Consider the following 24,681-nt stretch of genomic DNA (forward strand, 5'->3'; position numbering starts at 1 on the left):
TCCCTGCCCCGGCGCAGCACGGCCCGGATCCGGGCGTCCAGATGGGCCGCGCTGAACGGCTTGACGACGTAGTCGTCGGCTCCGGCGTCCAGCGCCCGGACGATCTCCGGCTCGTCGTCGCGCGCGGTCGCCACGATGACCGGGACGGCGCTGACGGCGCGTAGCATGCGCAGTACCTCGCAGCCGTCGAGGTCGGGCAGGCCCAGATCGAGCACGACCAGGTCGGGCCGGTCCTCCAGTGCCCGCGTCAGCCCCGGCATGCCCGCGCAAGCGGACGTGACGGCATGCCCGCGTTCGGTGAGCGCGCGGGTCAGCGCGGACCTGACCTGGGCGTCGTCCTCGACGAGGAGCAACTGTGCCACGGCAACGCGCCAGCCTCTCTTGAACTGGATAATAATGCTGGCAAAGGTAGAAAACTCCCCCATGAATCGTAAAGGACAGCGAAGGGTGGTCGATCGATGCGCCGGCGTGCGCTCCTGGGCCTGGGTGGCTGGCTCGCGGCCGCCGTCCTCACCACGGCCACCGGCACCTGGGCGGTGTCCCTGATCGGCACCGACATCACCGGGCAGGCCGTCCGCTCCATGACGCTGGAGGAGGTCGAGCGGGCCCTGACCACCACCTCCGCGGGACCGGCCATCGCGCCCGCCGCCTCGGCCGGGCCGTCCGCGGAGACCGGCAACTTCTCCTACGCCGAAGGGTCGGTGACCGCCGCCTGCGACGCCGGCCGGGCCCTCCTGCTGTCCTGGAGTCCCGCCCCCGGATACGGCGTCGACGAGGTCGAGCGCGGTCCCGCCTCCACCGCCTCCGTGGTCTTCGAGTCGGACGACCGCAAGGCCGCCATCAGTCTGACCTGCCCCTCCGGGAAACCCGCCGCCACTGTCCGTTCCGTGACCGAGAACGACGAGGACTGACGGCGCGACTGCGCACGCCGGCGGTCCGGCCCCGTCCGCAGGACGGATCAGCCGCCCGATCCACGCTGGAGAGCGGGCCTGGTGCCGATGACGACGGTTGCGTTCAGCTCGTCGAAACTGGCCACCCGTGGGATCAGTCCGGCGCGGGCGACGGTTTCGAGGGCCTGCGGCGCCTGGCGCTCGCTCATCTCGACCAGCAGGCATCCGGTCGGCGCCAGCCACAGCGGCGCCTCGGCTATCACCCGCCGTACGACGTCAAGCCCGTCCGCGCCACCGTCGAGCGCCACCCGCGGCTCGTGTATGCGGGCCTCGGGGGGCAGCAGGTCGATCGCCTCGGTGGGTACGTAGGGCGCGCTGGCGACCAGGACGTCGACGCGGCCTCGCAGCGTGGCGGGGAGCGGCTCGTAGAGGTCGCCTTCGTACACCCGACCGCCGGCGGCGGCGACGTTGCGATGGGCGCACCGCACCTCGGCGGGGCCTATGTCGACGGCGTGCAGCTCGACCCGGTCCAGGGCCGCGACCAGCGCGGCGCCCACCGCGCCCGAACCGCAGCACAGGTCGACGACGACGGTCCGCGGCCGGACACGGACGGCCTGATCGGCCTGATCGGCCTGGCCGGCGGGGGCGGCGGGGGCGGCGGCGGCTGCGACCTGGCGGGCGAGGGCGACGGCCTGGCGGGCGAGGAACTCGGTGCGGCGGCGGGGCACGAAGACCCCGGGGTCCACGGTTATCCGCAGGCCGCAGAACTCCGCCCAGCCGAGGACGTGTTCGAGGGGCAGGCCCGCCACTCGCCGGTCCACCATGGCGGCGAGGTCGGCCGGGGTCTGTGCCGTGGAGATGAGCAACTGCGCCTCGTCCTCGGCGAAGACACAGCCGGCGGCCCGGAGCGCGGTGACGATGACGGATCGAGACAGGGGCTCGGGGGAGGCGACGGATCGAGACAGGGGCGACGGGGGAACCGACATGAGAGCCTTTCGGGATGCCTGTGGGCGCTCCCGCGGTCACCTATGCCGGATGGACCGCACGGTCGCGAGATGGGAGCACCCGACCTGATACAGCGGTAATGGATCCCACCTCCTCGATACGTTCACTGCTGGAGCCGGTAACACTACCTGAGCCGGGCTGCGGCGCGCGACTCCGGGTCCTACCGAACACGACGGGGGCCGGCGCGCCCCGCGGCGGTCCGGGAGGAGCGCCGGAGCGCGCCTCCGTGTTCGGCTGTCCTACGGCACCGCGCCCGCAGGACCCTCGCCTACCTCGTGTCCGGACGCGGTGACGCCGCTGCGGGTACGGCTCGGGCGGCGGCGGCCGTCAGCACCATGAGGACCGCGACCGCACCGCCGAGCACCATGACGGCCGACGGGGAGGCGGCGTCCACCACGACACCCCCGAGCAGGGCTCCGAGGGCGATGGTGGCCTGGAAGGAGGAGGTGAAGAGGATGGAGGCCGCCTCCGTCGCGTGCGGGGCCGAGGTGACGAACCAGGTCTGCGAGCAGACCGGGACGGCGCCGTAGGCCAGCCCCCACACGATGAGCAGCACGATCGCACCGGCATGTCCCCTGCCGAGGACCGGAAGGAGCAAGGTCGCGCCGGCGAGCATGCAGCCGCCGACGATGAACGTGGCCCGCAGGTTGCGTGTCACCGTCGCGCCCGCGATGAAGTTGCCGGCGATTCCGGCCACGCCGTACACGAGCAGGAACGTGGTGATCAGGCCGGGGCTCACCTGGGTGACCTGCTGCAGGAAAGGAGTCACGTAGGTGTAGGTCCCAAAATGAGCTGTCACTATGAGAAAAGTCAGGACAAGTCCGATGCGGACACCGGTGCTGCGGAACAGGTCGCCGAGGACCTTCAACCGGGTCGCCTGGACGGCGGGCAGCGGTGGCACCAGCACGACCAGCGCGAGGAACACCCCCACCGTCATCACGCCCATGATGACGAAGGCCTCGCGCCAGCCCGCGAGATGCCCGATGAGGGTGCCCGCGGGTACCCCGAGAACGGATCCCAGGGGGACGGCGGAGAAGATCACCGCGGTCGCCGTGCCGACCCGCTCCGGCCGCACCAGCCGTACGGCGAGGCCGGCGCCGATCGACCAGAAACCACCGATGACCAGCCCGACCAGGATCCGGGAGATCACCATGACCCAGTAGGACGGCGCGGCGGCCGCCAGGAAGTCCGCGACGGCCAGCAGGAGCATCAGGGCGCACAGCATCAGGCGCCGGTCGAGGCGTCCGGTCGCGACGGTGACCACCGGGGCGGCGATCGCGGCCAGGATGCCGGGCATCGTCATCATCAGGCCCGCGGCGCCGTCGGAGACGTCGAAACTGGACCCGATGGACGTCAGCAGGCCGATCGGCAGGATCTCGGCGGTGACGATCGAGAAGATCCCCATCATCACCGATATGACGGCCAGCCAGCCGATCAGCGGTGATCGTGTCGGCGCGGCAGGGGTGGCGGAGGTGGTGGTTGCTGTGGGCACGCGCCCAGTCCAGCAGTTGCCGCGGCCGGAGGACCGGCGGGTTTAGGACCTCACCAACGAGCCCCGCGATCCGGGACCACCGGGCACGCCCGGCCCCGACATCGCCGATGACCGCGTGACCGGCGTCTGGTACTGGATGACCCAGAACGGTCCCGGCACGATGACCTCGCACAACGCCATCGTCAACGGCGCGGGCTTCGGTGAGACGATCCGCAGCATCAACGGCCGCCTGGAGTGCGACGGCGGCAACCCCCGGCAGGTCCAGAGCCGGATCAACGCCTACCAGAGGTTCGCCCAGATCCTCAGGGTCGCTCCGGGCGACAACCTGGGCTGCTGACAGCGCGGCGGCACGTGCCCCCGCCCCGCGGCCCGGCGTGACGAGGAGGGGCGCGGCCGGCCGACCGCGTCGAGGGGCGCGGCCGGCCGCGCCCCTCGGACCGGTGCCGGGCGGCCCGGGCCGCCCGGTCAGGCGTGCAGGGCCTTGTGCAGGGCGGTGGTGGCCAGCTCCATGGCGGCCCTGTTGGCGTTGGTGTCGCGCAGCAGGTCGATCATGGCGAAGTCGTGGACCATGCCCGCCAGCCGTACGGCGGTGACCTCGACACCGGCCTCACGGAGCTTGGCGGCGTAGGCCTCCCCCTCGTCGCGCAGCACATCGGCCTGACCGTTGAGGATCAGCGCCGGCGGCAGCCCCCTGAGCTGGTCGACGGTCGCACGCAGCGGCGAGGCGTAGATCTCCGTGCGCTGTCCGGGATCGGTGGTGTACTGGTCCCAGAACCACTTCATGCCGTCGCGGTTGAGGTAGTACCCCGTGGCGAACTGCCGGTAGGACCCGGTGTCGAAGTCGGCGTCGGTGACCGGGTAGAACAGCACCTGGTGGACCAGGTTCACGTCGCCGCGCTCCTTGGCCATCAGGGTCAGGACGGCCGCCATGTTGCCGCCGACCGAGTCACCGGCCACCGCCATCCGTGAGGCGTCCAGGCCCTTCTCCGCCCCGTGCCGCGTCACCCACTGGGCGGCGGCGTAGTTCTGCTCGATCGCGGTCGGATACCTGGCCTCGGGCGAACGGTCGTATTCGGGGAACACCACCGCCGCGTCCGAGCCGACCGCCAGCTCGCGCACCAGGCGGTCGTGGGTGTTGGCGCTGCCGAAGACCCAGCCGGCCCCGTGGATGTAGAAGATCACCGGCAGTGTGCCCGCGGCGCCGGCCGGCTTGACGACGCGCACCGGCACGGTGCCCGTGGGGCCGCCCTCGACCTCGATCCACTCTTCGGTGACGTCGGGCTTGGGGACGCTCTTGTCGGACTGGAGATCCTCCAGGACCTGGCGGCCCTGCTCCGGCGGGAGCTGGTAGATGAACGGTTCCCTGGAGTTGGCGTCGGCGAACTTCTGGGCTGCCGGCTCCAGGACCACCTTGTTTTCTGCCATGGGTTTTCGGCTCCGAGTCGTGTCGTTGGATCGACGGGCATGGGACAGCACGACCGTCTGGCGGGACACCCGCTGCGCCGCAAAGAGCAAAAATGGTCGCACTCATCTCAATCCGCGTAATCCCCTATATCAACCACCAGAAGCTCCCAGAGACGGACGCTTGGCGCTTTTTTGGCCAGCCGATTCCCCCGAGGGCCGCCCCCTCCGGACCACGCATACGGGCAGTGCGCGTACGGTGGCCACGTATCCGCCCCCCATACGATCATGCAGAATGTTGTGGGATCCCCCATGCGCGAACCGGAGCGTCCTGGTGTGAGATCGACTCCATGACAGATGATGAAGGGAAGGCATTGCCAGAGCCCGGAGAGGCCGCAGGCTCCTTGCCAGGCCGCAGGTTCCCCACGGGGGATCTGGCGCGGATCAGCGTGTTCGCCGCGCTGATCGCCGCGCTCGGCCTGCCGGGTGCGCTGAATGTCTTGGGCAACGCGGTGCCGATCACGCTGCAGACCTTCGGCGTCATGCTCGCCGGAGCGATCCTGGGCGCCCGGCGGGCCGCTCTCGCCATCGCGGTCCTGCTCGTGCTCGTCGCCGCGGGCCTGCCCCTGCTGGCCGGCGGCCGCGGCGGCCTGGGCGTCTTCGCCGGACCCTCGGCCGGATTCCTGATCGGCTGGCTCCCCGGCGCGGCCGTAACCGGCTGGATCGTCGAGCGCGGCGGCCGGTCGCCGGGCATCGTCCGGCTGCTGGCCGCCTGCCTGGCCGGCGGCGTCGCAGTGGTCTACCTCTTCGGCGTCCCCGTGCAGGCGGCGCTCACCGGACTCCCGCTGGGCAAGGCCGCACTGCTCAGCTCCGCCTTCCTGATCGGCGACGTGATCAAGGCGGTGCTCGCGTCCATCGTGGTGAGGGGCACGCAGCGGGCCTACCCCGACGCGGTTCCCGCCGTGCACACCGAGCGGCTCCGGGTCTCCGGGGAGCGTTGACCCGCCCATGCCGGTAGCCGCGCAGGTGATGCGACACGCCTCCGACCGTCCGCGCCACCTCGCGCTGAGCGGTCCGGGAGGCGATCTGAGTTACGCCGGGCTCGCGACCGAGATCAACGGTGCCGCACGGCACCTGTCCGCCCGGGGGATCGGCCGCGGCGCGCTGGCCGCGATCAGCCTGGCCGATCCGGTGGCCCTGCTCGTCGCCGTGCTGGCCGCCGACCTGGTGGGCGCCACACCGCTGGTGTGCGACCCCGCCTGGGACCGGGAGCAGCGGGCGCGGGTCATGGACGCGGTCCCCGTGGACGCCCGCATCGTCGTGCCGCCGCCCGCCGCGGAGGGACCGCCGGTACGGTCCGGCGCCTCACCGGCGGACCGGGCGTGGGCCTGCTTCAGCTCCGGCAGCACCGGCAGGCCCCGCGCCGTGGTCCGCACCCGCGCCTCCTGGACGGCGTCGTTCCCGTATCTGGACGACCTCGCCGGGATCGGCCCGGACGACGTCGTGCTGGTCCCCGGCCCGCTGGTCTCCTCCCTGTACGGCTTCGCGGCCGTACACGCCCTGGCGATCGGCGCGACGGCCGTCGTGCCGGGGCGCCGGCCCTCCGCGTCGCTGGCCGCCCACCTGCGGCGGTCCACCGTGGTCCACCTGGTGCCGCACCACCTGCCCGCCGTACTGGAGAGCCTGCGCGAGATCGGGGGCCCGCTGCGGACGGCGGTGATCGGCGGCGCCGCGCTGCCGGTCGAGTCGCGCGCCCTGGCGGCGGACGCGGGCGTGCGCGTCGTGTCCTACTACGGCGCCACCGAGCTGTCCTTCGTCGCGGTGGACGCCGACGGCTCGGGGTTGCGGCCCTTTCCCCGTGTGGAGATCGAGGTGCGGGTGCCGCCGGGGCAGGCGCTGGGAGAGGTGTGGGTGCGCTCGCCCTGGCTGTCGGAGGGCTACCTGGCCGGCGCGACGGGTCCGCTGCGGCGGGACGGCGACGGCTGGACGACCGTCGGCGACGTGGCGGAGCCGTACCGGCCCGGCGAGGTGCTGCGGTTGCGCGGCCGCGGTGACGGCGCGATACAGACCGGTGGCGCCACCGTCGTGCCCGAGGACGTCGAGGAGGTCCTCAGGAGGCTGCCGGGAGTCGGCGACATCGTGGTGGTCGGCTCGCCGCACCCGCACCTGGGCTCCGTGGTCACCGCGATCCTCGAGGCGGAGGGCGCGTCCCCGCCGCCGCGGGCGGCGCTGGAGGCGATGGCGCGCGGCGGGCTGGACGCGGCGCAGCGGCCGCGGCGCTGGTACGCCGTCCAGAGCCTGCCCCGCACCCCCGCGGGCAAGCCGGCGCGCGGCCTGCTCGCCGCCCGCCTGGCCGACGGCGACCCCGGTTTCCGGCGGCTGGCCTGACGTGCGCGAGCAACCGGTCGTCGTGGCGGCCCGCCGCACCCCCATCGGCACCGCCGCGCACGCGTTCAGGTCGTTGACGGTCGACCGGCTCGCCGCCCCCGTCATCGGGGCGGTCGCCCGTGAGGTCGCGCACCTCGGCGTCCCGGTCGAGGACGTGGTGCTCGGCAACTGCACGGGTCCCGGAGGGAACGTCGCACGCGTCTCGGCGCTGGCCGCCGGGATGGGACACGGCGTTCCGGGCGTCACGGTGGACCGGCAGTGCGGCAGCGGTCTCGCCGCGATCCTGCTGGCGGGCCAGGCCGTCGGCGGCGGGGAGATGGACCTCGTCATCGCCGGAGGGGCCGAGAGCGCCTCCACCGCGCCGCTCCGGGCCCACCGCGGGCTCGCGGGCGAGGCGGCGGTGCCTTACGAGCGGGCGCCGTTCGTCCCCGCCGGTCACCCGGACCCGGACATGGGCCCCGCCGCGGAGGCGCTCGCCGCGGCGCGCGGCGTGAGCCGGGAGCGTCAGGACGCCTACGCCTGCCAGAGCCACGCCAAGGCGCTGGCCGCGCGGGAGGCGGGCAGGTTCGAGCAGGAGATCGTCGCGGTCGGCGGCCGGGTGGCCGACCAGCGGCCGCGTGCCCTGCGGATGGAGTCGCTGTCACGGCTGCCCGCGGCGTTCGTGCCCGCAGGCACGGTGACCGCCGGCAACTCCTCCCCGGTCAGCGACGGCGCGGCGGCCGTCGCCATCGTCCCGGAACGGCTGCGGGCGGCCGCGGGCCTGCCCGGACTGCGGCTGCGGGCCGGGGCCGTCGTCGGCTGCGACCCCGAGCTTCCCGGATGGGGGCCGGTGCTCGCCGTACGGCGCGTGCTGCGGCGCGCGGGCGCGGACCTGGAGCGCGTGGCGGCGGTGGAGATCGTGGAGGCGTTCGCGGCGCAGGTGCTCGCGGTGACCGACGCGCTCGGCCTCGATCCCCTGGGCGCCGACAGGGACCGGGTCTGCGCCGACGGCGGCGCGCTCGCCCTCGGCCATCCGTGGGGCGCCACCGGCGCCGTGGTGGTCACCAGGCTGTTCAGCAGGCTCGTACGCTCGGACGCGCCGGCGGGGACGCTGGGCCTGGCGACGGCCGCGGTCGGCGGCGGCCTCGGGGTCGCCGCCCTGTTCGAGGTGGTGTGAGTGATCGAGTTGGCCGACGTCCACGTGCGGCTCGGGCAGCGCGACGTGCTGCGCGGCATAACGGTCTCGCTGCCGGAACGCCGCGTGGGCGTGATCGGCGCCAACGGCTCCGGCAAGAGCACGTTCGCCCGCCTGATCAACGGCCTGGCCCGGCCGTCCTCGGGCGGCGTCACCGTCCTCGGGCTCGACACCCGCCGCCACGCCGCCCGGATCAGGCGCAGGGTCGGGTTCCTGTTCACCGACCCCGACGCGCAGATCGTGATGCCGACCGTGGCCGAGGACGTGGCCTTCTCCCTGCGGCGCAAGGGGCTGCCACGTGAGGAGGTCGAGCACCGCGTCCAGGAGGCGCTGGCCCGGTACGGCCTGCGGGAGCACGCCGACCATCCCGCGCACCACCTGTCCGGGGGCCAGAAGCAGTTGCTCGCCCTCTGCTCGGTCATGGTGCTCGAACCCGACATCCTGGTCATGGACGAGCCGACGACGCTGCTGGACCTGCGCCACTCCCGCCAGGTCGCCGACCTGCTGCGGGGCCTGTCGCAGCAGGTGGTGGTGGTCAGCCACGATCTGGCGCTGCTGGAGGACTTCGACCGCGTGCTGGTGCTGGACCGGGGGCGGATCGTCGCCGACGCCGAGCCGGAGGCGGCGATCGGCCACTACCGGAAGATCATGTCGTGAGCGGGCTCACCGGAGCCTACGTGCCGGGCGGCTCGCTCCTGCACCGTCTCCCCGCCGGGGCCAAGCTCGCCGGGCTCGCCGCCTCGTGCACGGGGCTCCTGCTGCTGCGCTCACCCGTGGCGCTGGCGGGCGCCGCGGCCGTCGTGGCGCTGCTGTACGCCGTCTCCGGGGTGGGCGGCGCCGCGGCCTGGGCGCAGATCCGGCCCGTCCGCTGGTTCGCCGTGGCCCTGTTCGGCATGCAGTTGCTGTTCGTGGACCTGCCCGGCGCGGTGTCCTCGACGCTCCGCGTCGTGCTCGCCGTCGCCCTGGCCGGGCTGGTCACCCTCACGACGCGCACCGCCGCCATGATGGCCTGCCTGGAACGCCGCCTGGCCCCCGCCAGGCTCGTGGGCCTGGACCCGTTCCGCCTGTCACTGCTGCTCTCCCTCACCCTGCGCAGCGTGCCGGTGGTCGCCGAGCTGGCCTCCCGGGTCCGGGAGGCCCAGCGCGCCAGGGGGGTGGAGCGGAGCGTACGGGCCTTCGCCGTCCCGCTGGTGGTGAGCGTACTGCGGCACGCGGACGCGCTGGGCGAGGCGCTCAGCGCCCGCGGCCTGGACGACTGACGACGACCGGTCCGGCCTGGCCCGGCCCGCGACGGCCCGGGTTCTGTCCGGCGGCGGTTTCCCGGTGCCTCGTGTGGCCGGTCGTGGAGAGACCTTCCGGGGCGTCTCAGTTCCGCTCGGGTACGAGCCGTGCCGCACGGGAGGTGAGGTGGCGCCGTTCCGGTGCGCTGGTGGTGCGCCGGGCGGCGTCGCGGTAGGCGTCCGCGGCGGCGCCGTGCTCGCCGAGCAGTTCCAGGAGGTGGGCGCGGGTCGCGAGCAGGCGGTGGTGACGTGCCAGCCGCCTGTCGGACTCCAGCGTGGCGAGCAGGTCCAGGCCGGCGGCGGGGCCGTGCACCATGGCGACGGCGACCACGCGGTTGAGGGTGACCATCGGGTTCGGCGCGATCCGCTCCAGCAGCCCGTACAGCACGAGGATCTGCGGCCAGTCGGTGGCGTCGACGTGCTCGGCCTCGGCGTGGACGGCGGCGATGGCCGCCTGCAACTGGTACGGGCCGGCCTGCCCCCGGGGCAGGGTCCGGCTGATCAGGTCGATTCCCTCGGTGACGAGCCGGCGATCCCACTGACCGCGGTCCTGCTCGGCCAGCGGCACCAGGTCGCCTCCGGGCCCGGTGCGCGCGGGCCGGCGCGCGTCGGTGAGCAGCATCAACGCGAGCAGTCCCGCCACCTCGCCGTCGTCGGGCAGCAGCCGGTGCAGCAGCCGGGTGAGCCGGATCGCCTCGGCCGACAGCGCCGGCGCGGTCAGGTCGGCGCCGCCCGTGGTGGTGTACCCCTCGTTGAAGATCAGGTACAGCACGTGCAGCACCGCGTCCAGCCGTTCGGCCTGACCGGCCTGGCCGGCCGACTCCGGCATGCGCAGCGGCGTGCCGGAGGCCTTGACGGTCTGCTTGGCCCGGCTGATGCGCTGGGCCATCGTCGCCTCCGGCACCAGGAACGCCGCGGCGATCTGGGCTGTGGTCAGGCCGCCGACGGCGCGCAGCGTCAGCGCGATCCGGCTGGGGTCGGACAGCGCCGGATGGCAGCAGAGCAACAGCAGCTCCAGGGAGTCGTCGCGATCCGTGCCCGGTCCGGCGTCGGCGGCGTGACTGAGCAGCTCCGCCTGCGGGGTGCCCAGGGCGATGCGGTCCTCGCGCCGCCGCCTCGCCTGTTCGCTGCGTACCTGGTCCACCAGCTTGCGCGAGGCGACGGTGACCAGCCAGCCCCTGGGGTTGTCCGGCGTCCCCTCGGCCGGCCACTGGAGCGCGGCGGCGAGCAGCGCCTCCTGGACGGCGTCCTCACAGGCGTCGAAGACGCCGTAGCGGCGGACCAGCGCGCCGAGGACCTGCGGCGCCAGCTCGCGCAGCAGGTCCTCGGCGCTCCGATCCACACTCACAGGTCCGCCGCGGACTCGTGCAGGATCGGCCACAGCTCGACCGGCTCCACGTCGGCGAAGGGCATGTCCGCCGCGATCCGCTGCGCGCGCTCCTCACTCTCGCAGTCCAGCAGGTAGAAGCTGGCGAGATACTCCTTGGTCTCCAGGTACGGCCCGTCGGTGACCGCCGGGGCCCCGTCCTTGCGCCGTACGAGCATGGCGGCGGCCGCGTCCGCCAGGCCGTAGGCGCCCAGCAGTTCCCCGGTCTGCCGGTACTTCTCGTTGAACGCCTCCTGCCGGGCGAGGGCCTCCGGCCACGCCTCAGCCGGGAAGGAGTCCCACTTGGCCTGGTTACCGTAGATCATCGCTACGTACTTCATCTCGGTCTCCCTCGGTTCCGCGCGCCCCGCGGGCGCGCTGTCACCCATCAGTCGGAGCGGGAGGCGGGTCCTCTACATCCGGCGACGGCTTTCTTCGGCTTTCTTCGGCGGCCCGGCGGACGTCTCATCCGAAAACGGCCTGGGCGAGCGTGAGGCCGATGAACACCGCGCCCAGACCGGCGACGACCGAGGCGGCGACGTTGGCCACGGCGAGGAACAGCGCGCCGGTCTCGGCCAGCCGCAGCGTCTCATACGAGAACGTCGAGTACGTGGTCAGCGCCCCGCACAGTCCGGTGCCCAGCAGCAGCTGCGCGGCGTTGCCCACCGCTCCGGCCAGCACCGCCCCGGCCAGCACACCCAGGATCATCGCGCCGACCACGTTGACGGTGAAGGTGCCCCAGGGGAAGACCGTGTCGTGGCGGGCCTGCACGGCCCGGTCGGTCAGATAACGCAACGGCGCGCCGATCGCGCCGCCGAGCAGCACCAGCAGCCAGTTCACCCCGCCACCCGCCGGCCTCGGTAGTGAACGACCTCGACCTCGTCCAGGACGGCCAGCCCCTCGATGAGCAGGTCGTCCAGCTGGGGCAGGAACGCGCGGATCCGCTCTTCGGTGTCGACGACGACGACGGCCACCGGCAGGTCGTCGGCCATCGACAGCAGCCGGGTGGTGTGCACGACCTGGGTGGCGCCGAACCCCTCCATGCCGCGGAAGACCGACGCCCCGGCCAGCCCGGCGGCGTGCACGCGGTGCACGATCTCGGTGTACATGGGGCGGTGGTGCCAGGTGTCGGTGTCGTCGACGAAGACCGTCAGCCGCAGGGCCCGTCCGGACAGAGTCATCACGCCCTCCTTGCCGTCTTGCTCACCAGCAGCCGGCGGGTGGTCCACGCCCCGGCCGTCACCGCGACCAGGGCCGCCAGGAGCGTCGCCGCCAGGTAGCCCAGCGCCGCCTCGGGCCGGCCGGCGGCCACCAGGCGTTCGATCTCCAGGCAGTAGGTGGAGAAGGTGGTGTATCCGCCCAGCACGCCGGTGGCGAAGAACGGCCTCACCCAGGCCGGAGCCGTCCACACCTCGGTCAAGGCCACCAGGAGGATCCCGATGACCAGGCAGCCGGAGGCGTTGACGCCCAGCGTGGTCCACGGAAAGGAGCCGGCCGCGGTCGGCCACAGCAGGGCCGCACCGTAGCGGGCTCCCGCGCCGATCGAGCCGCCCGCGGCGACCATCGCGAGCACACCGTAGTGTGATCGGCGCAGTCCGCCCCGCCGACGCGCGTCGGCGAGCTCGACATCGGGGTCGACGGGCTCGGTCACTGCCGCGAACCTCACCTGATCCGAACGCATGTCTCTCCCCACACGTGGCGTGCGCCCGCGAAGACGGGCGTGTGCTGTCACGGGTAGGGACCGTTGACGGCAGCGGAACACCGCGGTTCGGGCACGGCGGGCCCCACCGCCGCGGGCTCCGCCCAGTGGCGCGGCGCCCTCACACCCCACAGCTTAACGCGACGCCGGCCCGACGCCCCGCACGCCCTCGCGGACGCCGGATCGGCCAGCCGCACGGCGATGGCGGCGCCGATCCCACGGCTCCCCCGGTGACGAGCGCGACCCTGCGTGTCATGATGCCTCCCTTAAAACGGAACTGATTCCGTTTGCAAGCCGTCCAGTACCCTGTGATCGTGAACGGCATCACAAGCCCGCGACGCGAGCGGGCCGACGCGGCGCGCAACCGGGTGAAGATCCTCACCGCCGCCGCCGGGATCGTCGCCACCCACGGCGTCGAGGGGCTGTCCATGGCGGAGGTGGCCACCGCCGCGGGAGTCGGCGTCGGCACGCTGTACCGCCGCTTCGGCGACCGCTCGGGGCTGGCCTACGCACTCATCGACGAGCGGGAGCGCGAGTTCCAGGCGGCCTTCATCGAGGGTCCGCCACCACTCGGGCCCGGCGCCGAGGCGACCGCCCGCATCCGCGCCTTCCTGCACGCCCTGACCGACAGGACCGTGGAACAGCTGGATCTGCTGCTGATGGCCGAGACGGCGGCCCCTCCCGCACATGACAAGGAATCTCACGTTGCACACCATCACCCGCCTGGCCGCCGACGACTTCCACGACAGCGTGAAGAGCCTGGCCGACCTCCTCGCCGACGTCGTCGCCGACGGCTCCTCCCTCGGTTTCCTGCTCCCCTTCGACCAGGACGGGGCGGCGGCCTGGTGGCACACCCAGCAGCCCGCCGTGTCCGACGGCAGCCTCGCCGTCTGGGTCGCCCGCGGGCCCGGCGGCATCGCCGGCACCGTCAGCCTGGCCCTGGAGCGCAAGCCCAACGGCCGGCATCGCGCCGAGATCGTCAAGCTCATGGTCCACCGCGACGCTCGCGGCCGGGGCCTGGCCCGCGCGCTCCTCGCCACCGCCGAGCAGGCCGCCGCCCGAGCCGGAGCCACCCTCCTGCTCCTGGACACCGTGACCGGCAGCGCCGCCGACCACCTCTACCGCGCCGCCGGCTGGACCCGCTACGGCATCGTCCCCGGCTACGCCGTCGACCCGGCCGGCTCCCCCGAAGACTGCAGTTTCTACTACAAGCGGCTCGCCTGAGCTTGCGCCCGGCCCGCCGCACCAGGCCGATGCCCGGGCACGGAAAGCCTCTCGGGAACGGAACGGCCGGTCACGCCACACTGCGCGGGAAACACCCCCGCCTGCGCCGCCGATCGTTCCATCCCCTCCCCCGGATCCCTCACCCGCGGTTTCCGCGCGCCCGCCCCCTGCTACTGAATCTCAGCCGCCACGGCATCAGCGCCGACTCCAGCTGCACCCGCAGGCTCATCTTCGAGCTGCCCGCCCGGCGGTCGGAGAAGTGGATGGGGATCTCGACGATCGTCATCCCCGCCCTGGTCGCCCGGTAGTGCATCTCCACCTGGAAGCTGTAGCCGCCCGAGGAGATCTCCCCGAGGTCCAGCGCGGCGAGGCTTTCGGCCCGCCAGATCTTGAACCCGGCGGTCACATCCCGCAGCCTGACGCGCAGGATGGTGCGGACGTAGAAGTTCGCCCAGGCCGACAGGGCCCGTCGCCACCGGCTCCACTCGGCGGCCAGCGTCCCGCCCGGCACGTACCGGCTGCCGATCACGCACGCCGCCCCTGTCGCCTGCGCGGTCCCGAGCAGGCGCGGAACGGCGTCGACGGGATGCGAGAAGTCGGCGTCCATCTGCACCACGAACTCCGCTCCGTCCGAGATCGCGGCCTTCAGGCCTTCGACGTAGGCGCGCCCGAGCCCTTCCCTGCCTGGCCGGTGCACCACGCCGACCCGGCCGGGATGCGCGGCGGCCAGTCCGTCTGCCACCTTGCCCGTGCCGTCCGGGGAATTGTCGTCGACGACCAGGAGCCGCAGACCGTCAAGCGGCAACGCGAGCAGCGCCTCCGCGATCAGTGGAAGATTGTCCACCTCGTTGAACGTGGGGATCACGACGGTGACAGGGGCCATGTTCGAGGTCAGGGCCTTCCGGGCTCGATGGTCGGATGTTCTTGCCGCAGGAGTCGCGGCGTTCCCGTCCAGTGATCTCGAACACCGGAAGCGGCAAAGCATCCCATGCTAGCGGCCGGTAGGGCAGGTGCCGGTCTCGTCCGAGACGCCGGCGGCCTCGCGGTGGTCGTCCGGCGGCCGGGGCGAGCGCCTCCGTGTGCTCAGGCGTGGTCGGCGCTCCTGACCTCGCTGGTGATCAACAGCGCCGGCGAACCCCCGGCGAGCTCACCTTCGTTCGCCGCCTCTATCTTCTACATCTGGTAGAAGATAGAGGCAGGGATGCTTCGCGAACCATCATGTGAGAGCAAAATATGACGACGAATCTGAAGATAACGCTGATCATCGCTGCGGGTATGGCCGCAGTGATCGCAGCGATCGTGCTGTTCGGCCGCCCCGAGGGGAGCGTCACGGAGCCGGTGGTCGACACGGCGTCGGGGCAGCCCGTCCCCGCGGAGTATCTCGTGCGCGCAGACAGCCACAAGCTGTCCACCGCGGCCGACGACAAGGTCACTTTGGTGGAGTTCCTGGACTTCGAATGCGAGTCCTGCGGGGCGGCCTTCCCGCACATGGAGCGTATCCGCGCCGAGTACGACGGGAAGATCAATTTCGTGGTCCGCTACTTCCCCCTTCCCGGTCACCGTAACGGCGAGCTCGCGGCACGGGTCGCTGAGGCGGCCGGCAAGCAGGACAAGTTCGAGGCCATGTACGCCACGTTGTTCCAGACCCAGAGCCAGTGGGGCGAGGCCTCCGAGTCCAAGGAGGAGTTCTTCCTCAACCTGGCCAAGCAGACAGGTCTCGACATGGCCGCCTTCCGGAAGGATCTCAAGGCGCCCGAGACCGCCGAACGGGTGAAGAAGGACCAGGATGACGGGTTCGCTCTTGGCATCCAGGGCACACCGACGGTCTTCTTCAACGGCGCCTTGCTGGACGGAGAGCCCAGCTACGAGAACCTGAAGGCCAAGATCGACGCAGCGCTCGCATCGTGACCACGGTGCAGGCCGATCGGCCCGGAGCAGCCGCCGAGGCTGACGCGACACGGCCGATCGTCACCAGATCGCTGCCGTTCATCCTCGCGATCGGCGGTGGCCTCGGCGTCCTGGCGGCGTTCGCGCTCGTGATCGAACGGCTCCGCCTGGCGGCCGATCCCGGCTACGTCCCCAGCTGCAGCATCAATCCGATCCTGAGCTGCGGCTCGGTCATGAAGACCGAGCAGGCCTCCGTCTTCGGCTTCCCCAATCCGCTCATCGGCATCGCGGCGTTCTGCGTGGTGACGACAGTGGGTATGGCACTGCTGGCGGGGGCCCGTTTCCGGAAGTGGTTCTGGTACGGCCTGCAGGTCGGCACCGTCGCGGGCGTCGTCTTCGTCCACTGGCTGATCTTCCAGAGCCTTTACCGCATCGGCGCCCTGTGCCCTTACTGCATGGTGGTGTGGGCCGTGACGATCCCTGTCTTCTGGTACGTCACGCTCGCCAACCTGGAAGCCGGACGGATCCCGCTGCCCGGGAGCGCCCGCCGGGCCGCCTTCTGGGCGGCCCGGTATCACACGGTCGTTCTCACGCTCTGGATGCTCGCGATCGTCGGCCTGATTCTGCGGCGCTTCTGGTACTACTGGATCACGCTGATCTGAAGACCGGTCAACCGCCGGAACGTCGGCGGCGGCCGGCCAGCACGACGCCGAACCCGGCGACGACGACTCCGAGTCCGATGACGAGATAGGTGAGCAGAGGCGATCCACCGCTCACCGGAGGGCTGTCCTCGTTCGCCTGCGGAGTCGACGTCGGCGCAACCGGCAGGGCACTCGGCGTCCGCGGACTCGGTGCCGGTGTATCCGGCTCTTCGGCAGCGGCCGGACCGGGAGTCGGGGTGGGCGTGGAGGAGGGGGTCACCGTGAAAGGGATCTCGCCGGTGCGGGGATGGCCGTCGGAGGAGACGACCCGGTAGCCGATCGTGTACTTGCCGGGCGGCAACGCGCCGGAGAGTCGCTGAACGACCTTCTTGCCCCGGAAGCCGGCCTCGCCTGACTGGAACTGTTCCTCCGCGGCGTTCAGCACGACGACCTTGGGGAACTTCACGGCGTTGTTGAACTCCAGGACGACTTCACTGAGATCGGAGACCTCGGCGTCCTTCGCCGGATTGCTCGACTTCAGAATGTCGTGTGCCTGAGCTGCCGTCATGGGCCACATGGCAGCCACGACCGCGATGAGCAGGATCGCTACCCTGCGGAGGGACATGGAGCTGACTCTTTTCCGTCGTCGGACAGCCGCGGCACTTCGAACGGGCATGTGATCTTTACTCGCGCGGCGCATCGCGCTCGATCTGTTCGGCGCCTTCAGAGGCCTTGGCCCGCGCCTCACTCCGCAGTAGCCAGACGATTCCTGTCACGAATGCGCCTCCGACCACCAAGGGCGGAAGGAGCGCGGACACGATTTCCAACATGGGGCTACCTCGCGGACGGCGTGGACACTTCCAAACTTCTACATTATGTCGAACGAAGACTACGGCCGCCCGGCCTCCGAGCCCAGGAGGTCGTCACAGTGCGCTTCCCCGTCAGACGGGCCAGACGGTGATGCAGAGCAGGGGCGCCACCAGCACGGTGAGAGGTCCGCTGAGCAGGAGGCCGGCTGTCGAGTAGGCCGCGGCGGGCGCCCAGCACGACCGCCTGTCTCGCTGGTCGAGGAGTCGCTCCACCCGGTGGACGACCGCCTTGTCCGCCAGGGCGAGCGTGCCCGCCTGCGCCGGGCCGGCCGCGGGAGTGGCCATCCGCACCAGGGCGCGGGCCAGCGTCAGCTCGCCGTGGGCGCGGCGGGCCTGGTCGTCTGCCAGCATCTCCAGCAGCACCGGCACGACCCCGCGGGCCGTCCGGGCGACGGGCAGCCGGGGAAAGGCTCGCTCCAGCGCTATGAACGGCAGCAGGACGAGGTCATGGCGGCCTCGCGCGTGCGCGCGCTCGTGCCCGAGCACGGCCTGCAGTTCCTGCGGGCCCAGCAGGTCCAGTGTGCCCTGGCTCAGCACGATGCGGGCACGCCGTCCCGGCACGCAGTACGCCACGCGCTCTCCACTCGGCAGGACGTAGGCGTCGTGGTGGGAGGAGTGGTCGGCGACCACGTCCACCAGCAGGCGCTGCCGCCGCTGCTCGGCGACGGTCTTGACGGTGATCCTGATCGTGTGGACGGACAGCCACACGATCAGGCCGATCGACCATCCCAGGGCGGCGACATGCGCGGGACCGAGCCCGCTCAGCCCGTGTCCCGCCGCGAGCTGCTGGAGCAGGGTGTGCATGCCGTGCGGGAAGAGCGCGGCCAGCGGCGCGACCGCGGCCACCAGGCCCACTCCGACCGCTCCCAGCCCGCCCGACAGGCCGATGGCCTGCCAGAGCACCAGTGCGGCACGGGGACAGCGGCGCGTCCACCGGGCGGCGGCCAGGCGTCCGGCCACCGGCCCTCCGAACACGACGGGCGTCAAGGAGATCCCCGCGACGATCAGCCAGAGGATCACGGAACGGATCCGTCCCGCCCCGCGAGCGCGTCCCGGAGGGCCGCGGCCACTTCGGGCGACACCGTGCCGACGAAACGGTTCACCGCCGCTTCGAGATCACCCGCTTCGTCGAGGGCGGCCCTCATGGTCTCGGCGACGAAGGAGTCCTTGGTGGCCGCGGCCCTGTAGAGATGTGCCCGGCCCAGGCGTTCCCTGGTCACCATGCCCTTGTGCGAGAGCCGTACCAGCACGGTCAGGACGGTGGTGACCGCGGGTCGCGACGGCAGAGCGCCGGCCAGGTCCTGGGCGAGCGCCCCCTCGGGACGGTTCCACAGGGCTTCCATGATCGAGCGTTCCAGATTGCCGAGCCGCACGCGTTCCGCCTCCTCCGTATTCGCCTGGCTCTATCGAGAGTAGAAGGTTACAGGCTGTCATCGCTCCGGCCGTCAAACAGAGAAAGAGCGCCCGTTGACAGGCCGTGGCCGGCCCGGCGACACCGCCGAGCGCACCGGTTTCGGCCGCGCAGCGGGCCAGGCACTCCACCACGCAACCGCCCCGTGACAGGCCCGTCATCCGCGCCCGCCCCCGGCCCAGACGCACCGTCAACCCGATCGCTCGCTGCCCGGTATTCGCCACGCCACGCCTGAACAGCACGGATGCGTCCCCCGGAGGCCGAGTCCCCGCACACTGGAACTCGATCACTACAACATGTGAGGCTCCGCTGTGTCACGGACTCTCGCTGATCCCTGGGGAGAGGCTCAATGACCCTGTCGAGGCGTGCGATGGTCGCTGGGCTCGGTGCGCTGGCCACCTCCCTTGCCCCGAAACCGCCACCCTCGCGATCACCGGCTCCCGAGCCGCCGGCCGTTCCCCCCGGTCGCACACCCGACCAGCTCGCCGGGGACGAGGGCTTCTGGCGTACCGTCGCCCGGCAATACCGGGTCAGCCCGGACTTCGTCAACCTGGAGAACGGCTACTACGGGATCATGCCCGAGCCGGTGCGCCTGGCCTACCACCGCAACGTCGACCGTCTCAACGAGCTGAACTCCCACCTGCTGCGCACCTCCTACAAGGCCGAGGCAGACCGGATCAGGGAGCGCGTCGCCACCGTCCTGGGCGCATCGCCGCAGGAGATCGCCCTGACCCGCGGCGGCACCGAAGCCCTGCAGAACCTGATCGGCGGCTACAACCGGCTGCGCCCCGGCGACGCGGTGATGTACGCCGACCTCGACTATCACAGCGCACGCTACGCCATGAACTGGCTGCGTGAGCGCCGCGGCGTGAGCGTCGAACGGATGGTCGTCCCCGAGCCGGCGACCCGGCAGGCCGTACTGGACGCCTACGCCCAGGCGCTGCGCGACCGCCCGAAGGTCAAGCTGCTCCTGCTCAGCCACATGAACAACCGCACCGGACTCGTCCTGCCGGTCCGGGAGATCACCGCGATGGCCCGCGACAGAGGCGTCGACGTCATCGTCGACGCCGCCCACTCCTGGGGGCAGCTCGACTTCACCATCGGTGACCTCGGGGCGGACTTCGCCTTCTTCTCCCTGCACAAGTGGATGGGAGCGCCGCTGGGATCGGGGTTCCTCTACATCCGCGCCGGCCGCCTGGCCGACATCGACGCCGCCTTCGCCGACGAGACCTACCCCGGCGACGACATCCGCTCGCGGGTCCACTCCGGCACCATGGACGTCGCGCCCATCCTCACGGTGGGCACCGCCCTGGACTTCCACGAGGTCCTCGGCGGCCCGGTCAAGCAGTCACGCCTGCGTTTCCTGCGCGACCGCTGGGTCCACCAGGTGCGCGACCTGCCCGATCTGGAGATCCTCACCCCCGAGGACCCCGCCATGTACGGGACCATGACCGCGTTCCGGATCACCGGGCGCACCTCGGAGGCCGACAACGTCGCGATCGCCAAAGACCTGCTCGACCGGCACCGGATCTTCACCGTGCGCCGGGGCGGGCCTGCCAGGGGCGACTGCGTCCGGGTGACTCCGGCGCTGTTCACCTCGCGTGACGACGTCGACCTGCTCGCCGCGGCATTGCGCGATCTCACTTCACGGATGCGCGGCTGAGGAATCGGGCAACCGGGCCCTCATTTGCGACGATCTCCGAGGTCAGGAGCGGAACGACATGGGTCGCCGGTCTGCGCCCGGGCTCGGATCGCGGCTCGATCCGGATGGATTCCCGGCCGGCGGCCGACCCCGTACCGGCCGGGAGTCCATGCAAGGCCTACGCCGCCGCCGGCGCCGTCTCGGGTGAGGCCGCCAGGCGTCCTGATCGGTCCAGGGCGCGTACGGCTGCCGCGCATCCTAGGCCGATCAAGACCAGGGCCACCCAGGGCAGGCTCGGCAGGCCCACCGCTCCGCCGAGGTCCAGCGCCCAGCCCGACAGCAGGTTGCCTGCGGCGATGCCGATGCCGGCCAGGGTGCTGTAGAGCCCGTAGTAGGTAGCCACCATGCGCTGACCGCCGACGGTGACGATGGTCGCCATCTCGAACGGGTAGATGATCATGGTGGCCAGGCTGAGCAGCACCGCCGTACCGAGGACCGGCAGCAGCACAAGCGCGTGGGCGATCCCGTCGACCGGGGTAGCGGCCGCGCCCGCCAGAGGCGCGGCCAGCGCGAGTGGGGTGAAGGACAGTCCCATCAGCCCGAGTCCCCAGGTGATGGCCTGGGGTGGGCGCCATCGCCGGGACGCCCACGCCGTCACCCGTGCCTGGCCGGCGATGGTCATGAGGCCGGAGACCACGAAGATGAGGGTGACGCCGAGCTCGCCGGCCGTCACCCGGCGGACCTCCAGCGGCAGGCCGAGATAGACCTGGAAGTTCAGCACGTAGGAGCCGATCATGGCCAGGGAGAACAGCAGGAAGGGACGGTTGGTGATCGCCTCGCGCCAGTCGAGGAGCACTCCGCGCTTTTCCTGCCCCTGCCTTCGCCCCTGCTCCTTGGCCTGTGCCGGCAGGGCCCGCGTCTGGGCGATCGTCAGGGCGGCGAACATCAGTCCCGCGGTGAGGCAGACGAGCTTGAAGGCTATACCGTTGAGCACCAGGCCGATGAGGGGCCCGATCAGGATGCCGAGCTGGTAGAAGGCGTTGAACGCCGCGAACGCCTCGATTTTGCGCTCGCCCGCCTCCTGGGCGAGATAGGCCCGCACTGCGGGGTTGAACAGCGCCCCGGCGAATCCGGTCAACGCCGAGGCGACCACCAGGGCGGGGATGGAGTCGGCCACCGCCAGCAGCAGAAATGCGACGGTACGCAACCCGCATCCGGCGACGATCATGGGTTTGCAGCCGAGCCGATCGGCGAGGGTGCCCCCGACCAGGAACATGCCCTGCTGGCTGAGGTTGCGGACGCCGAGGATGAGGCCGACCAGCGCCGCCGGCAGCGCCAGCGTGCCGGACAGGTGACCTGCCAGGTAGGGCATCAGCATGTAGAAGCCGGTGTTGATGGTGAGCTGGTTGACCAGCAGCAGTTTCACCGGCCGGTCGAAGGACCGCGCCAAGGCCAGCGTGCTTTTCACCGCCGTGCCCTTTCGGTGACGCGTGCTCCTTCGGCGACGGCAGGGGGTCGCATACCGGCCGGGTCGACCACGGTCGCGCATCGCGTCCAGCGGGTCGGCTCACGCTCCGCCGGATGGTCGATCACCTCTGGATCCGTCGCCACCGGCGAGCCGAGAAGGCCGTGAGCGGCGCAGTAGTCGTCGTTGAACACCGTGTCGAAGTAGCGGTGCGGGCCATCGGGGAAGATCGCCGCTATCCGCGTGTGGCCGGGCAGCGTGCGGGCCACCCAGGACGACACCAGAGCCACCGCCCCGACGCTCCAGCCGCCGGTGGCGTATCGAAGCGCCGCCAGGCGCCGGCAGGCCCATACCGCTTCCGGCGGCGCGACCCAATGGACTTCGTTGAAGGCCTCGTAGTCCACGTTGCGCGGATAGATGCTGCTGCCCAGGCCCCGCATGAGCCGGGAGCGTGCGGGCTGGCCGAAGATCGTCGAGCCGATCGTGTCGACGCCGACGAGCCGTAGGTCGGGGTAGAAGCGGCGAAGCGCGCGGGAGACGCCGGCGCTGTGGCCGCCGGTGCCCACGCTGCACACCAGGACATCGATCCGCCCGAGCTGGCCGGCCAGCTCGGCGGCCAGCCCCGCGTAGGCGGTGACGTTGTCGGGGTTGTTGTACTGGTCCGGGCAGTAAGCGTCGGGATGCTCGCCCAGCAGCCGGCGCACCCGCTCTCGGCGTGCCTGCTGCCAGCCGCCCACCGGATGCGGCTCGGCGACGATGACGACACGGGCTCCGTAGGCCGACAGCAGGCGGCGCATCAGCGGCTCCATCCCCGGATCGGTCACCAGTGTCACCGGGTGCCCGTAGACGATGCCGGCCAGCGCCAGACCCAGGCCGAAGGTCCCGCTGGTGGACTCCACGATGGGCGCGCCGGGTCGCAGCTCGCCGCGATCGCGCGCCCGCTCCACGATGTAGAGCGCGGAGCGGTCTTTGATCCCCCCCGGATTGTTGCCCTCCAGCTTTGCCCAGAAGCCGCGGTCCTGTCCCGAGACGATCTCCGGAACCCATAGGACCGGTGTGTTGCCGACCACATGTTCAGGGGTGTGGCAGGTGTTTCCGGTAATCATCTGGCCGAGCGAAGGGGTGGTGGTCTGCGTTGATTTAAGTATGTATGTCATGATCCGTTCCCCGTGGGTGCGATGTGGTCGACTCGCTTTTGGGCATGCGGAAGCGACGGCTCATGCCGATCAAGTCGAGCGTTGAGTCGTTCGCGTGCCTGCCCGCGGGGCGGTTATATGCGGGAAACGGATTTGAGCAGGAGCAACGCCGCCCCTGGAGGCAGGTGGGCCGGCTGCGAGGAGCGCCGTGCCGACGTCGGCGATGCCGTCGTGGTTGTCGCAACGGTGGTCGAATCGCCGATGGCGTGTCCGCCGGGCAGCAGGACGCGCACGTTGATGATCGGCGACCCGGCCGCCGCGCCGCACAGGCTGTGATCATCACCGGCGGGCAGCTGGGGACACGGCGATCCGCACGGGAACGCCACCGCGTCGATCGCGGCGTGGAGCTCGGCGCTTCTGTCGCAGGCGGCCGCCGACTGTTCCGTACCGGGCTCATGACGGTGAGCCGAATGGTCATGCGTGAGGTGCAGCCCGAGATGCAGCAACACGACAATACCGAGCACGGCCAGGCACACCGCGGAGAGAATGCCTCCGTGCTGTGCGACCCGCCGCATCGATACGATCATGACCGTAAATATATACTACGTTCCGTAGCGACCCGCTACGGGGGGTGACTTCGATGGTGACCGGGAGCGTTGGCCGGACGCACTTCGCCGACGGCGTCCCCGGGGGAGGCGGGGCGTCGGCCAGGCAGGACAGCGCACACCTCGCACCGCGGATCCGTACCGCCGTCGTTATCCGGATCCGCCCGTCGGAGAGGTAGCCGTCAGAGGCGCCCGGCGGCTACCAGTGCGCCGGCCGCGTGAGCGACGGCGGCAGCCTGGTCGCGCTGTCGCCCTTCGCCGCGTCGAGTTGGGACTGGATGAGAAAGATGCTCTCGGTGAGGTCGGCGCCCCTGAGGTCGGCGCCCCTGAAGTCGGCCCCGATGAGGTCGGCCATTCTCAGGTCGGCGCCCCTGAGGTCGGCCCCGATGAGATAGGCCCCTCTCAGGTTGGCGCCCCTGAGGTCGGCGCCTTTGAGCTTGGCGCCGATGAGGTCGGCTCCCCTGCGGTCCTTCTTCTTGTGCCGGACCTCGGCTCGCACGAGCTCGCTCGCGCGCAGCAGCAGGGCGTTGACGTCTCGCCGGTGGGCCGCCACGTCCAGTTCGACGAGAGCGCCGGGGCTGTCGTGAGTGAGGCGCTCGGTCTGTTCCAGTGCGAGGCGGAGCTCACCGTGGAGCGGGCGGGCCGGTCGCAACGCCAGCGCCTCGGTCAGGTACCAGAGCAGCTCGTGGAGGTCCCGCATGATCGGGAACACCTCGAACATCTGCTCCGCGGTCTGCGGGGACCGCCGCCAGTCCTGGCCGCCGAAGGTGACCTGGGAGACCTTCTGCCCGGCGCCGAAACAGTCGTAGACGGTGCAGCCCCGAAAACCCTGCTGCCTGAGGCGGGTGTGGATGCCGCAGCGGAAGTCCTGCCGCAGATTGGGGCAGGCCTGCCCGGCCTTCTTGTCGATCGCGAAGTCCACCGAGGCCGAGAACGCCGGCACGACGCAGCACAGCGCGAAGCAGCTCTCGCAGTCGGCTCGCAGGCTGAGGTGGCCTTCCCCGGCGGAGGGCTCCGCGTGTTCGCGTTTCTCGGACAACGTGCGCGGTCTCCCGTACGAAGCAACCCTGCCGGCCGCAGCCGTCCATGGACGGCTGGACCGGCAC

Annotated in this window: 29 protein-coding genes; 11 read left to right on the forward strand and 18 right to left on the reverse strand. The window is 71.5% G+C overall.

Annotated features, from left to right (window positions below; genetic code table 11):
- Window positions 1–362 (reverse strand): response regulator transcription factor (locus BM085_RS35860; RefSeq protein ID WP_143120897.1); only part of this gene is annotated, 362 nt, incomplete at its 3' end.
- A 96-nt stretch (window positions 363–458) separates the two neighbouring features.
- Here BM085_RS35860 and BM085_RS35865 point away from each other — a divergent pair.
- Window positions 459–911 (forward strand): hypothetical protein, encoded by a 453-nt coding sequence (locus BM085_RS35865; RefSeq protein WP_093891237.1) that lies wholly within the window; start codon window positions 459–461, stop codon window positions 909–911.
- A gap of 47 nt (window positions 912–958) precedes the next feature.
- On the opposite strand, the gene BM085_RS35870 is transcribed toward BM085_RS35865, so the two are convergent.
- Together BM085_RS35870 and BM085_RS35875 are read right to left on the reverse strand one after the other, a co-directional pair.
- Window positions 959–1,876 carry a putative protein N(5)-glutamine methyltransferase gene (locus BM085_RS35870; protein ID WP_093891238.1) on the reverse strand — a complete coding sequence of 306 codons (918 nt, stop codon included), beginning with the start codon at window positions 1,874–1,876 and terminating at the stop codon, window positions 959–961.
- A 287-nt stretch (window positions 1,877–2,163) separates the two neighbouring features.
- Complete coding sequence (locus BM085_RS35875; protein ID WP_093891239.1) at window positions 2,164–3,387, reverse strand: MFS transporter; 1,224 nt, start codon at window positions 3,385–3,387, stop codon at window positions 2,164–2,166.
- A 115-nt stretch (window positions 3,388–3,502) separates the two neighbouring features.
- Between BM085_RS35875 and BM085_RS35880 the strand changes: the two genes are divergently transcribed.
- The gene (locus BM085_RS35880; RefSeq protein WP_245789900.1) at window positions 3,503–3,724 is read left to right on the forward strand and encodes a chitinase; all 222 of its coding nucleotides are present in this window, start codon (window positions 3,503–3,505) and stop codon (window positions 3,722–3,724) included.
- A 128-nt stretch (window positions 3,725–3,852) separates the two neighbouring features.
- On the opposite strand, the gene BM085_RS35885 is transcribed toward BM085_RS35880, so the two are convergent.
- The gene (locus BM085_RS35885) at window positions 3,853–4,812 is read right to left on the reverse strand and encodes an alpha/beta hydrolase (RefSeq protein WP_093891240.1); all 960 of its coding nucleotides are present in this window, start codon (window positions 4,810–4,812) and stop codon (window positions 3,853–3,855) included.
- A 326-nt stretch (window positions 4,813–5,138) separates the two neighbouring features.
- Here BM085_RS35885 and BM085_RS35890 point away from each other — a divergent pair, with 326 nt between their 5' ends.
- Genes BM085_RS35890 through BM085_RS35910 form a run of 5 tightly spaced genes read left to right on the forward strand, consistent with a single transcriptional unit; the run spans window position 5,139 to window position 9,609 of the window.
- The gene (locus BM085_RS35890) at window positions 5,139–5,789 is read left to right on the forward strand and encodes a biotin transporter BioY (protein WP_093891241.1); all 651 of its coding nucleotides are present in this window, start codon (window positions 5,139–5,141) and stop codon (window positions 5,787–5,789) included.
- A gap of 7 nt (window positions 5,790–5,796) precedes the next feature.
- A complete protein-coding gene (locus tag BM085_RS35895; protein WP_093891242.1) occupies window positions 5,797–7,176 on the forward strand; it encodes a class I adenylate-forming enzyme family protein in 1,380 nt (459 codons plus the stop codon).
- Between the two features lies 1 nt (window position 7,177).
- On the forward strand, window positions 7,178–8,332 hold the full coding sequence (locus tag BM085_RS35900; protein WP_093891243.1) for a thiolase family protein: 1,155 nt from the start codon (window positions 7,178–7,180) through the stop codon (window positions 8,330–8,332).
- Window positions 8,333–9,007, forward strand: coding sequence for an energy-coupling factor ABC transporter ATP-binding protein (locus BM085_RS35905; RefSeq protein ID WP_093891244.1), 675 nt, complete (start codon window positions 8,333–8,335; stop codon window positions 9,005–9,007).
- Window positions 9,004–9,609, forward strand: coding sequence for an energy-coupling factor transporter transmembrane component T family protein (locus BM085_RS35910; RefSeq protein WP_093891245.1), 606 nt, complete (start codon window positions 9,004–9,006; stop codon window positions 9,607–9,609). Before BM085_RS35905 ends, BM085_RS35910 begins: the two co-directional genes overlap by 4 nt.
- Window positions 9,610–9,715: 106 nt before the next feature.
- On the opposite strand, the gene BM085_RS35915 is transcribed toward BM085_RS35910, so the two are convergent.
- From BM085_RS35915 to BM085_RS35935, 5 genes are all read right to left on the reverse strand, one after another.
- On the reverse strand, window positions 9,716–10,972 hold the full coding sequence (locus BM085_RS35915) for an RNA polymerase sigma factor (protein ID WP_218158926.1): 1,257 nt from the start codon (window positions 10,970–10,972) through the stop codon (window positions 9,716–9,718).
- A gap of 2 nt (window positions 10,973–10,974) precedes the next feature.
- Complete coding sequence (locus tag BM085_RS35920) at window positions 10,975–11,337, reverse strand: YciI family protein (protein WP_093891305.1); 363 nt, start codon at window positions 11,335–11,337, stop codon at window positions 10,975–10,977.
- Window positions 11,338–11,461: 124 nt separating this feature from the next.
- On the reverse strand, window positions 11,462–11,836 hold the full coding sequence (gene crcB, locus BM085_RS35925) for a fluoride efflux transporter CrcB (RefSeq protein WP_093891247.1): 375 nt from the start codon (window positions 11,834–11,836) through the stop codon (window positions 11,462–11,464).
- Window positions 11,833–12,177, reverse strand: coding sequence for a DUF190 domain-containing protein (locus tag BM085_RS35930; RefSeq protein ID WP_093891248.1), 345 nt, complete (start codon window positions 12,175–12,177; stop codon window positions 11,833–11,835). The genes crcB and BM085_RS35930 overlap by 4 nt, the downstream gene beginning before the upstream one ends.
- Window positions 12,177–12,647 carry a FluC/FEX family fluoride channel gene (locus BM085_RS35935; RefSeq protein WP_218158922.1) on the reverse strand — a complete coding sequence of 157 codons (471 nt, stop codon included), beginning with the start codon at window positions 12,645–12,647 and terminating at the stop codon, window positions 12,177–12,179. The genes BM085_RS35930 and BM085_RS35935 overlap by 1 nt, the downstream gene beginning before the upstream one ends.
- 753 nt (window positions 12,648–13,400) lie before the next feature.
- Here BM085_RS35935 and BM085_RS35945 point away from each other — a divergent pair.
- On the forward strand, window positions 13,401–13,919 hold the full coding sequence (locus BM085_RS35945; RefSeq protein ID WP_218158923.1) for a GNAT family N-acetyltransferase: 519 nt from the start codon (window positions 13,401–13,403) through the stop codon (window positions 13,917–13,919).
- A gap of 139 nt (window positions 13,920–14,058) precedes the next feature.
- Here BM085_RS35945 and BM085_RS35950 read toward each other — a convergent pair whose 3' ends face one another.
- Entirely contained in the window at window positions 14,059–14,802 is a 744-nt protein-coding gene (locus BM085_RS35950; protein ID WP_093891250.1) for a polyprenol monophosphomannose synthase, read from the reverse strand.
- 350 nt (window positions 14,803–15,152) lie between these two features.
- Between BM085_RS35950 and BM085_RS35955 the strand changes: the two genes are divergently transcribed.
- Window positions 15,153–15,827 carry a DsbA family protein gene (locus BM085_RS35955; RefSeq protein WP_093891251.1) on the forward strand — a complete coding sequence of 225 codons (675 nt, stop codon included), beginning with the start codon at window positions 15,153–15,155 and terminating at the stop codon, window positions 15,825–15,827.
- A complete protein-coding gene (locus BM085_RS35960) occupies window positions 15,824–16,468 on the forward strand; it encodes a vitamin K epoxide reductase family protein (protein ID WP_093891252.1) in 645 nt (214 codons plus the stop codon). The genes BM085_RS35955 and BM085_RS35960 overlap by 4 nt, the downstream gene beginning before the upstream one ends.
- 7 nt (window positions 16,469–16,475) lie before the next feature.
- Here BM085_RS35960 and BM085_RS35965 read toward each other — a convergent pair whose 3' ends face one another.
- From BM085_RS35965 to BM085_RS35975, 4 genes are all read right to left on the reverse strand, one after another.
- On the reverse strand, window positions 16,476–17,072 hold the full coding sequence (locus BM085_RS35965) for a copper resistance CopC family protein (RefSeq protein ID WP_177245445.1): 597 nt from the start codon (window positions 17,070–17,072) through the stop codon (window positions 16,476–16,478).
- Window positions 17,073–17,130: 58 nt separating this feature from the next.
- Complete coding sequence (locus BM085_RS44895) at window positions 17,131–17,277, reverse strand: hypothetical protein (RefSeq protein WP_177245446.1); 147 nt, start codon at window positions 17,275–17,277, stop codon at window positions 17,131–17,133.
- 111 nt (window positions 17,278–17,388) lie between these two features.
- Window positions 17,389–18,336: a M56 family metallopeptidase gene (locus tag BM085_RS47060; RefSeq protein ID WP_093891254.1), complete on the reverse strand. Its 948-nt coding sequence runs from the start codon at window positions 18,334–18,336 to the stop codon at window positions 17,389–17,391.
- On the reverse strand, window positions 18,333–18,689 hold the full coding sequence (locus BM085_RS35975) for a BlaI/MecI/CopY family transcriptional regulator (RefSeq protein WP_093891255.1): 357 nt from the start codon (window positions 18,687–18,689) through the stop codon (window positions 18,333–18,335). The genes BM085_RS47060 and BM085_RS35975 overlap by 4 nt, the downstream gene beginning before the upstream one ends.
- A gap of 387 nt (window positions 18,690–19,076) precedes the next feature.
- Between BM085_RS35975 and BM085_RS35980 the strand changes: the two genes are divergently transcribed.
- Window positions 19,077–20,390, forward strand: a complete 1,314-nt coding sequence (locus tag BM085_RS35980; protein WP_093891256.1) for an aminotransferase class V-fold PLP-dependent enzyme — start codon at window positions 19,077–19,079, stop codon at window positions 20,388–20,390.
- Window positions 20,391–20,547: 157 nt separating this feature from the next.
- Here the strand turns inward: BM085_RS35980 and BM085_RS35985 are convergent, their stop codons facing one another.
- The 4 genes from BM085_RS35985 to BM085_RS36000 form a co-directional block, all read right to left on the reverse strand.
- Window positions 20,548–21,837, reverse strand: a complete 1,290-nt coding sequence (locus tag BM085_RS35985; protein ID WP_093891257.1) for an MFS transporter — start codon at window positions 21,835–21,837, stop codon at window positions 20,548–20,550.
- The gene (locus BM085_RS35990; protein ID WP_093891258.1) at window positions 21,834–22,991 is read right to left on the reverse strand and encodes a PLP-dependent cysteine synthase family protein; all 1,158 of its coding nucleotides are present in this window, start codon (window positions 22,989–22,991) and stop codon (window positions 21,834–21,836) included. The genes BM085_RS35985 and BM085_RS35990 overlap by 4 nt, the downstream gene beginning before the upstream one ends.
- Window positions 22,992–23,104: 113 nt before the next feature.
- Complete coding sequence (locus BM085_RS35995) at window positions 23,105–23,557, reverse strand: hypothetical protein (protein WP_143121211.1); 453 nt, start codon at window positions 23,555–23,557, stop codon at window positions 23,105–23,107.
- A 217-nt stretch (window positions 23,558–23,774) separates the two neighbouring features.
- Window positions 23,775–24,614, reverse strand: coding sequence for a pentapeptide repeat-containing protein (locus BM085_RS36000; RefSeq protein WP_093891260.1), 840 nt, complete (start codon window positions 24,612–24,614; stop codon window positions 23,775–23,777).
- Window positions 24,615–24,681: the final 67 nt, after the last annotated feature.

Source organism: Streptosporangium canum (assembly GCF_900113865.1).
Classification (GTDB): domain Bacteria; phylum Actinomycetota; class Actinomycetes; order Streptosporangiales; family Streptosporangiaceae; genus Streptosporangium; species Streptosporangium canum.

Coding starts and splice junctions, on each gene's coding strand:
- BM085_RS35865 (WP_093891237.1), top strand. CDS start 459: ATGCGCCGGCGTGCGCTCCTGGGCCTGGGTGGCTGGCTCGCGGCCGCC.
- BM085_RS35870 (WP_093891238.1), bottom strand. CDS start 1,876: ATGTCGGTTCCCCCGTCGCCCCTGTCTCGATCCGTCGCCTCCCCCGAG.
- BM085_RS35930 (WP_093891248.1), bottom strand. CDS start 12,177: ATGACTCTGTCCGGACGGGCCCTGCGGCTGACGGTCTTCGTCGACGAC.
- BM085_RS35885 (WP_093891240.1), bottom strand. CDS start 4,812: ATGGCAGAAAACAAGGTGGTCCTGGAGCCGGCAGCCCAGAAGTTCGCC.
- BM085_RS44895 (WP_177245446.1), bottom strand. CDS start 17,277: ATGTTGGAAATCGTGTCCGCGCTCCTTCCGCCCTTGGTGGTCGGAGGC.
- BM085_RS35955 (WP_093891251.1), top strand. CDS start 15,153: ATGACGACGAATCTGAAGATAACGCTGATCATCGCTGCGGGTATGGCC.
- BM085_RS35920 (WP_093891305.1), bottom strand. CDS start 11,337: ATGAAGTACGTAGCGATGATCTACGGTAACCAGGCCAAGTGGGACTCC.
- BM085_RS35890 (WP_093891241.1), top strand. CDS start 5,139: ATGACAGATGATGAAGGGAAGGCATTGCCAGAGCCCGGAGAGGCCGCA.
- BM085_RS35990 (WP_093891258.1), bottom strand. CDS start 22,991: ATGACATACATACTTAAATCAACGCAGACCACCACCCCTTCGCTCGGC.
- BM085_RS35950 (WP_093891250.1), bottom strand. CDS start 14,802: ATGGCCCCTGTCACCGTCGTGATCCCCACGTTCAACGAGGTGGACAAT.
- BM085_RS35980 (WP_093891256.1), top strand. CDS start 19,077: ATGACCCTGTCGAGGCGTGCGATGGTCGCTGGGCTCGGTGCGCTGGCC.
- BM085_RS35965 (WP_177245445.1), bottom strand. CDS start 17,072: ATGTCCCTCCGCAGGGTAGCGATCCTGCTCATCGCGGTCGTGGCTGCC.
- BM085_RS35995 (WP_143121211.1), bottom strand. CDS start 23,557: ATGATCGTATCGATGCGGCGGGTCGCACAGCACGGAGGCATTCTCTCC.
- BM085_RS35895 (WP_093891242.1), top strand. CDS start 5,797: ATGCCGGTAGCCGCGCAGGTGATGCGACACGCCTCCGACCGTCCGCGC.